The organism is Nocardia sp. NPDC059236 (assembly GCF_042754085.1).
Taxonomy (GTDB): Bacteria; Actinomycetota; Actinomycetes; order Mycobacteriales; family Mycobacteriaceae; genus Nocardia.
This window is the reverse complement of record NZ_JBHZAF010000026.1, coordinates 102,615-109,051: the sequence shown is the minus strand read 5'-3', so window position 1 is coordinate 109,051 and position 6,437 is coordinate 102,615. Positions and strand designations below refer to the sequence as shown.

At 67.3% G+C, this 6,437-nt stretch carries 7 protein-coding genes; 2 read left to right on the top strand and 5 right to left on the bottom strand.

The window, feature by feature from the left end; translation table 11 throughout:
* The 3 genes from ACFXIV_RS41835 to ACFXIV_RS41825 form a co-directional block, all read right to left on the bottom strand.
* On the bottom strand, positions 1-653 hold a 653-nt coding region (locus ACFXIV_RS41835; RefSeq protein WP_379402320.1), incomplete at its 3' end, for a DUF222 domain-containing protein.
* An 86-nt stretch (positions 654-739) separates the two neighbouring features.
* Positions 740-934, bottom strand: a complete 195-nt coding sequence (locus ACFXIV_RS41830; RefSeq protein ID WP_379402321.1) for a hypothetical protein — start codon at positions 932-934, stop codon at positions 740-742.
* Positions 913-1,311, bottom strand: a complete 399-nt coding sequence (locus ACFXIV_RS41825) for a hypothetical protein (protein WP_379402322.1) — start codon at positions 1,309-1,311, stop codon at positions 913-915. Before ACFXIV_RS41825 ends, ACFXIV_RS41830 begins: the two co-directional genes overlap by 22 nt.
* Before the next feature lie 750 nt (positions 1,312-2,061).
* Between ACFXIV_RS41825 and ACFXIV_RS41820 the strand changes: the two genes are divergently transcribed.
* Positions 2,062-3,072, top strand: coding sequence for an alpha/beta hydrolase (locus ACFXIV_RS41820; RefSeq protein WP_379402323.1), 1,011 nt, complete (start codon positions 2,062-2,064; stop codon positions 3,070-3,072).
* Between the two features lie 36 nt (positions 3,073-3,108).
* Here ACFXIV_RS41820 and ACFXIV_RS41815 read toward each other — a convergent pair whose 3' ends face one another.
* A complete protein-coding gene (locus ACFXIV_RS41815; protein WP_364613198.1) occupies positions 3,109-3,351 on the bottom strand; it encodes a hypothetical protein in 243 nt (80 codons plus the stop codon).
* Between the two features lie 290 nt (positions 3,352-3,641).
* Here ACFXIV_RS41815 and ACFXIV_RS41810 point away from each other — a divergent pair, with 290 nt between their 5' ends.
* A complete protein-coding gene (locus tag ACFXIV_RS41810) occupies positions 3,642-4,838 on the top strand; it encodes a lipase family protein (protein WP_379402324.1) in 1,197 nt (398 codons plus the stop codon).
* 42 nt (positions 4,839-4,880) lie between these two features.
* Here ACFXIV_RS41810 and ACFXIV_RS41805 read toward each other — a convergent pair whose 3' ends face one another.
* Complete coding sequence (locus ACFXIV_RS41805) at positions 4,881-6,161, bottom strand: PucR family transcriptional regulator (protein WP_379402325.1); 1,281 nt, start codon at positions 6,159-6,161, stop codon at positions 4,881-4,883.
* Positions 6,162-6,437 lie beyond the last annotated feature (276 nt).

The window sequence follows — 6,437 nt, the reverse complement described above, 5'->3', positions numbered from 1 at the left end:
TCGGCGGTCATCGTGGACATGCCGTCCACACCCTGCTTGGACAGGGTGATGCCGCGGCGGCGTTGCCGGTCCACGTCCTTGGTGAGGGTGCCATCGGGGTCGAGGTAGCCCAGGATCCGGTCTCCGACCTTGGGCAGGTCATCGACGGTGGACTGGGACGCGAAGTGCGCCAGCTGAAACTCGGCGCGGTCGCGCAGGTCGGCGTCGACACCCTCGGGGATCCGGTCCATGATCTTGCCGATCACGCGTGCCGAATCCACTGACACCAAACCGATTTCCTGCATGGCGGCGGTCCAGGTCAGCCACGGCTCCAACACCCGGCCGGCTTCCTGGCGTACACCCAACAATTGCGCGGCGTTGCATCGCGCGCGGGCGTCGGCGTGTCCCAGGCGCAGGGTTTGAGCGAGGAATGTCGAGGTCTGCTTCACACCCGCTTTTTCGGGCAGGTTCCGGTTCTCGACCTCACGAATCAGCTTGTGCTCGAACGCGGACATGCGACGGCGGTGGCTTTCCCATTCCCGCATCACATCCAGCAGGTCGTCATCACCGATCGGCCCCAGCGAATCCTGAATCAGCACATCGAGCGCGTCACCCACCACACCGACCGCGTCCACCGCGGTGATGTCATCGATGATTTGCCCACCCCAATCCATACCCCCATTCTACCGCTCGGAGATCATTCAATGAATCCGAATTGTCCAGTATCTCAATATGATTCGGCAACAATCACGCCCGATTCTCAAGCCAGTAATCCAATGACCACCGTTCCTGTTAATACACTTGCGATCCCGATAGCACCTTGTCGAGAAATCCTTTCGTCGAGCAGGATTCGGCTGAGAATCGCACCTACGACAATGCTGGATTCTCGAACGCTGGCCACCACCACCGGCAGCTGGGTCATGGCGATCAGCGTCAGAACGAAGGCTCCGAGCATGCCGCACCACCGATGGCGGTGAGGGGAAGTGAGCGTAGGGAAAGCGTGCCGGCATGGTCGCCGCGGGCTATGTCCTTGACCTTCAGGGCAATTCCGGAGCCGCTCATGACCGTGACGAGGTAGGGAATGGGCGCGGCGTGATGAACACCAACACCGTCGAAGAGTGTGTAGGAGGCTACGCAGCAGCCGATTGTGAGACCCCACAAGACGGATCGGCGGCCGCCGGTGATGCCCGGAGCGGCCGGCCGGGCTCGGGAGACGGCGATCAGCAGGACGCCGGAGGCGAGGAAGGCCACGCCCAACCGGCAGGTCCATCCGATGGTCGTCCCGAGGATGGCGGAGGCGGCGACGACCAGGACCGGGGAGCTGCCCCGCACGATCGGGTAGACCTCGACGACCGGGGCGGTGGCGTAAGCCTTCTCGGGCAGTGCGAAGTAGATGGTGCTGAAGCAGATCGAGGCGGCGGAGTCGGCCCAGGGCGACGTTCCAGCCCGCGTGCCGGAAGACGGAGACCGCCGGGATCGGATATCCCATCGACTGCACGCGTGATGTTCCTCTCGATTGCATCGAATCCGGATTGGGTATCGGTCGGGATGGTCTAGGCCAAACAATCCGGTACGGACCTGGCCCGGCGGCAATGTGCTGGTCAACGTGATTCTCGAGGTGAAAACGGTTGGTTGACAACGCGTTTCGGGGGATTGACCAGTAGGCGACGCGGCGGCGATAACCGCTGCTGTGGTCGATCCCACGGCCGCGCCGCCCATTGTTGTGAACTCTCCAGAAGGTGGCTCGCGCCCTGCCGATCACGGTTCGAGCCTGGTTAGGCTCGCTGTGATTCGGGTATCGAAATCACCGAACTGCGCGGTCGATGCCGGAATCGGAATCGCATCAGGACTCCCGTTTTTGGAGGTGAGTAAGAAGTCCTCTCCTGCCCCCGCATGCCGAGGACTGCTTGTTCGAGACATGTACTGCCGGTGCAGTCCCAACTGCACTCCCATCGGATGAAGACCCGCCGAGCGGCCAACCTCGCACCCCGCTCGGTGGGTTCTTCGGATATCACGCCCCGCGTGAGGAGTTGGCTTGTCGCACAACATGATTCGGATGATTCCCGATACGGGAGCGGAGTCGTGAGGTCCCGGGCTGCCGCCGGGGTCGCGGTGGCGCTGGCGATACTCGCGTGCCCGCCGCTGGGCGCGACCGCCCATGCCGGAATGCCGTACCGGGCCGCGTCCCCGGCCGATGTGACCCGGGTGCATCAGTTCGGCCCGAACTGGGAGCGGGTGGAGGTCACCTCCGCCGCCATGGGCCGCAACGTCGCCCTCGATGTGCTGCACGGCTCCGGCGCGGGTCCCCGGCCCACCCTCTATCTGCTGGACGGGGTGGACGCCGAGGGCGTGTCCGACTGGCTGACCAAGGGGCACGCGGCGGAATTCTTCGCGGACAAGCCCGTCGACGTGGTCCTGCCCGCGGGCGCCACCGGCAGCATGTACACCGACTGGCTGCATGCCGATGCCGCGCTCGGCTGGAACCGCTGGGAGACCTTCCTGACCACCGAGCTACCCGGCGCCATCGAGCCCTATCTGCACTCCGACGGCCGCCGGGCCATCGCGGGCGTCTCGATGGGTGCGCAGGGCGCGATGATGCTCGCCCACCGCCACCCCGGCTTCTACCGCGCCGTCGCCGGATTGAGCGGCTGCTACTCGACCATCGACCCCTCCGGCAGTGCGATCACCGCGCTCACCGTCGCCTCGCGCGGCGGCAACATCATGAACCTGTGGGGCCCGCCCGGCACCTTCGACTGGCTGATCCACGACAGCACCGTCTGGGCGGAAGCCCTGCGCGGCACCGTGATCTATCTGTCGGCCGCCTCCGGTCTCCCGGGCCTGCCCGATCTGACCCAGGTGCTGAAGTCGCCCGACATCCCGGCCGCCCTGGAGGCCGCCGGGGGCGGCGTGGTGCTGGAGGCAGGCGCCCGCGTCTGCACCGAGCATTTTGCGAAACGGCTGAGCGACTTGGGAATTCCCGCCACCGTGCACTACGAGCCGACCGGAATTCACGCCTGGGAGGACTTCTCCGCCGAGCTGGGCCCGGCCTGGGATACCCTCGCCTCCGCGTTCGCCCCGGCCTCCGGGCGGTAATAGCACCGCCCGAATGCGCTTGGGGCGCAAGGTATCTCAGTGCCGGAATCCGTAGCGGGGCAGTCGGCGGAGTCCCGGCCGGATCCGGCTGTCCACCGTCACGGCCAGTCCGGCGTGCACGGCCGCCACGGTGAAGTCCGACGCCTCTTTCCAGGTGGCCGCGTATTCCATGGTGAGCTCGGCCCCTTCGTCGGGCCCGCCCAGGTACACGGTGACGCGATGGGTGAGCGCCTCCCCGATGCTGTCGAACAGAACCTTGCCTTCGGTGATGCCGGCCATGCGTGCTGCTCCTCGAATAGTGGCGGGGAGACGCGCGAGCCGACCCCTGCGTCGGCTGCGCGTCTCTGTAACCGAAAGTAACTGGATTGGTTTGCACGGGAACATGTTCCGGTTCGACCTTGGAAATGTCACAAGCGCCGCGCGAGGCTAGTTGTTACGCATTGGAACAGAAATGTTGGCACCCCAGACTGGACACGCGCTCACAAACGATCACGATGCCCATTGTGACTATTCGGAAGGTTCGTCCTCCCCTCTGTCCCGGCATACCGCGCCTTCCTACGCTGCCCGGCATGAGGATTCGCGTTCCCATCGCGGTGATCGGCGCGCTGCTGCTGACTGTCGCCGCGGGATCGGCTGCCGCACAGCCACTTCTCGCCGCGCCCGATCCGGACCCCTTCTACGCCGCCCCCGCCGATCTGGCCGACCACCAGCCCGGCGACGTGCTCGCCGTGCGCGCCATGCCCGCACTGCCCACCTTCTCCGACACCGATATCACGCTGATCAAGTTCCGCTCCACCGACTCCACCGGCCGGCCCATCGCGGCCACCACCACGGTGCTGTCCCCGCGCAACCGCCGCCCGGACGCGCCGGTGCTGTCCTACCAGCAGATCATCAACGGCCTCGGCGCGCAGTGCGCGGTCTCCCGCGCGCTCTACACCAGCGACCCGAACCTCGTGGTCCGCGAGGCCCCCGCCTGGAACGTGCTGCTGCAGCGCGGCTGGACCCTGGCCCTGCCCGACCACCTCGGACCCCGATTCGCCTACGGCGCGGCCAAACTCGGCGGTCAGATCACCCTGGACGGCATCCGCGCCGTGCAGCGGGTGCCGGATCTGCGGGTCGAGCACAGTCCGGTCGCCATGGCCGGATACTCGGGCGGTGGCATGGCCACCGCGTGGGCCGCGGCGCTGGCCGCCACCTACGCCCCCGACCTGCACCTCGCGGGCGCGGCCATGGGCGGCGTGCCCATGAACCTGGTCAGCATGCTGGAAACCCTGGGCATGAACCGGCATCCGGCCTTCGGGCTGGCGCTGGCGGCCGGACTGGGCCTGGAACGCGAATACCCGGACCGATTCCCGCTCACCGACCAGCTCAATGCGCACGGTCTGGCCGTGCGCGACCGGCTGCTCAACAGCTGCACCAATGACATTCTGGCCGCCGGTGCGGGCCAGGGCGCGCTGGATATCGCCAAGTCGACGGTCATGACCGAGGACCCGCAGGCCCGCTCGGTGGTGGAGGAGAACAGCCTGGAGCTGTACCCCGGCATCCCCGATATGCCTGTCTTCGAATGGCATTCACCCATCGACGGCCTAATTCCCGTGGACGCCGTGGTGGACACCGTGCACCGCTACTGTGCGGCCGGCGCGCAGGTGTGGAGCGTGCAGGTTCCGGTGCCCGACCATCTCACCGCCGCCGTCCTCGGTCTCCCGCCCGCGCTCGCCTGGCTGGATGCCCGCCTGCGCGGCGAGCCGGCACCGACCAACTGCTGAACCCGCCGGCCGACTATCGACGGGCGGGCCGACCGCTGCAGGTCAGCAGCCCGCCGCCTGATAGGTGCGGGCCACCAGCGCCGAACGCAGATACCACAGCCCGGACGCCTGGGTGGGATCGAACCCGGTCAGCTGCCCTATCCGCTTGAGCCGGTAGTCCACGGTATTGGTGTGCACGTGCAGCATGCGCGCCGTGCGCTGCCGGTTCAGGTTGTTGCTGATGTGCGACTGCAGCGTCTCCAGCAGCTCGGCGTGCTCGTCGAGCGGATCCAGCAGCGACCCCAGATGATCGCGGCCCGGTCCCGGCCGGGTGAGCTGATATTCCAGTGCCAGTTCGTCGAAGCGGAACAGCCCGCGCACCAGCCGCAGCCGGTGCACGATGTCGAGCAGCTCGTGCGCCTGGTCGGCCGCATCCGGAATCTGTTGCGGCGCAGCGGAAACCAGTGTGGCGGTGATCGGCACCCGGGCCGCCCGCGACAGCTGTTCGACCAGTTCGTCCAGCTGCTCGTCCGCGAGCGCCGTGACCGGCACCAGCAGCGTGCCGCCGTCCACGCTCAGCAGCGACAGCACCCGGTCGGGATACCGGTGGGCCAGCTCGGCCTGTACCCGGCGCAGCTTGCGCCGTGCCACCACCGCACCGTCCACGGTGGGGGAGTGCTCCTCGGGATGTTCGGGAATCGCCAGCGCCAGTACGTGATACGTCTCGGCGATCTCGATCCCGCATTCGCGCGCCATGGTGGAGGTGCTGTGCCCGCCCAGCAGCGCGGAGGTGAGCGTGTGCACGGCGGTGTGGTGTTCGCCCACCACCGACCGCAGCTCCCGCACATAGGCCATGGCCACCGCGGAGGTCATCCGGTCCAGCAGCTCCACGACGAGTTTGGCCCCGCCCATGATGCTGTCCATGTCGGCGGCCGCGATGACCAGCGTGACATCGCCGTCGTCGTCCTCGCGGCGCACGTGCCCGGCCATGGCATTGGCCATCACCAGCTCCGAGCCGATCTTGAAGCCCTCGTGGATGGCGTGGTGGATGGTGTCGATCGGTATGCCCTCCCGCGCCCACTGCGCGGCGGCCTCCTCCAAACGCTTGGTCTTCTCCGGAATGTCGCGCCCGTCCAGCATGCCCACCGCCAGCTCCAGGCAGGTGCGGGTGATGGCGGTGACGTCGCCGTGAATGGCGTCGCCGGGCAGCGTTCCGCACGGCGCGACGGTTTCGACGAAATGCCCCACCATGTGCTGCGCGAGCCCGCGAACATCCTTGAGCGGCGACGATATCGGGTTGCCCGACACGGTGAGCCCCGCCCGGGCCGGAATTCCCACGGACATCCGTGACTCCCTTCCACCCCCGGGTTGTGCCCCTTCCGGGACCTGAAACGCTAACGCATGCCGCGAGTACCAGCGGCCGGATCGATCTCTCCTGTGAGGCACAGTAATGCGCTTTCGGCGCTCTTGTGACTTCTCACATGCGCCAGGCCGGCCCCGTATGACGGCCGGGCAGCGTCGACGCGGGGCAATTCGCGTGGACACGCGGGTGAAACGGGCGCACGCCCGAGGCGCGAGAGCGCCACCGGGGTGATCTATCCGACTCCACTTCGGAACGGA

Excerpts from the sequence above, each read along its gene's own strand:
- ACFXIV_RS41830 (WP_379402321.1), bottom strand. The coding sequence starts at position 934 with ATGCTCGGAGCCTTCGTTCTGACGCTGATCGCCATGACCCAGCTGCCG.
- ACFXIV_RS41815 (WP_364613198.1), bottom strand. The coding sequence starts at position 3,351 with ATGGCCGGCATCACCGAAGGCAAGGTTCTGTTCGACAGCATCGGGGAG.
- ACFXIV_RS41810 (WP_379402324.1), top strand. The coding sequence starts at position 3,642 with ATGAGGATTCGCGTTCCCATCGCGGTGATCGGCGCGCTGCTGCTGACT.
- ACFXIV_RS41805 (WP_379402325.1), bottom strand. The coding sequence starts at position 6,161 with ATGTCCGTGGGAATTCCGGCCCGGGCGGGGCTCACCGTGTCGGGCAAC.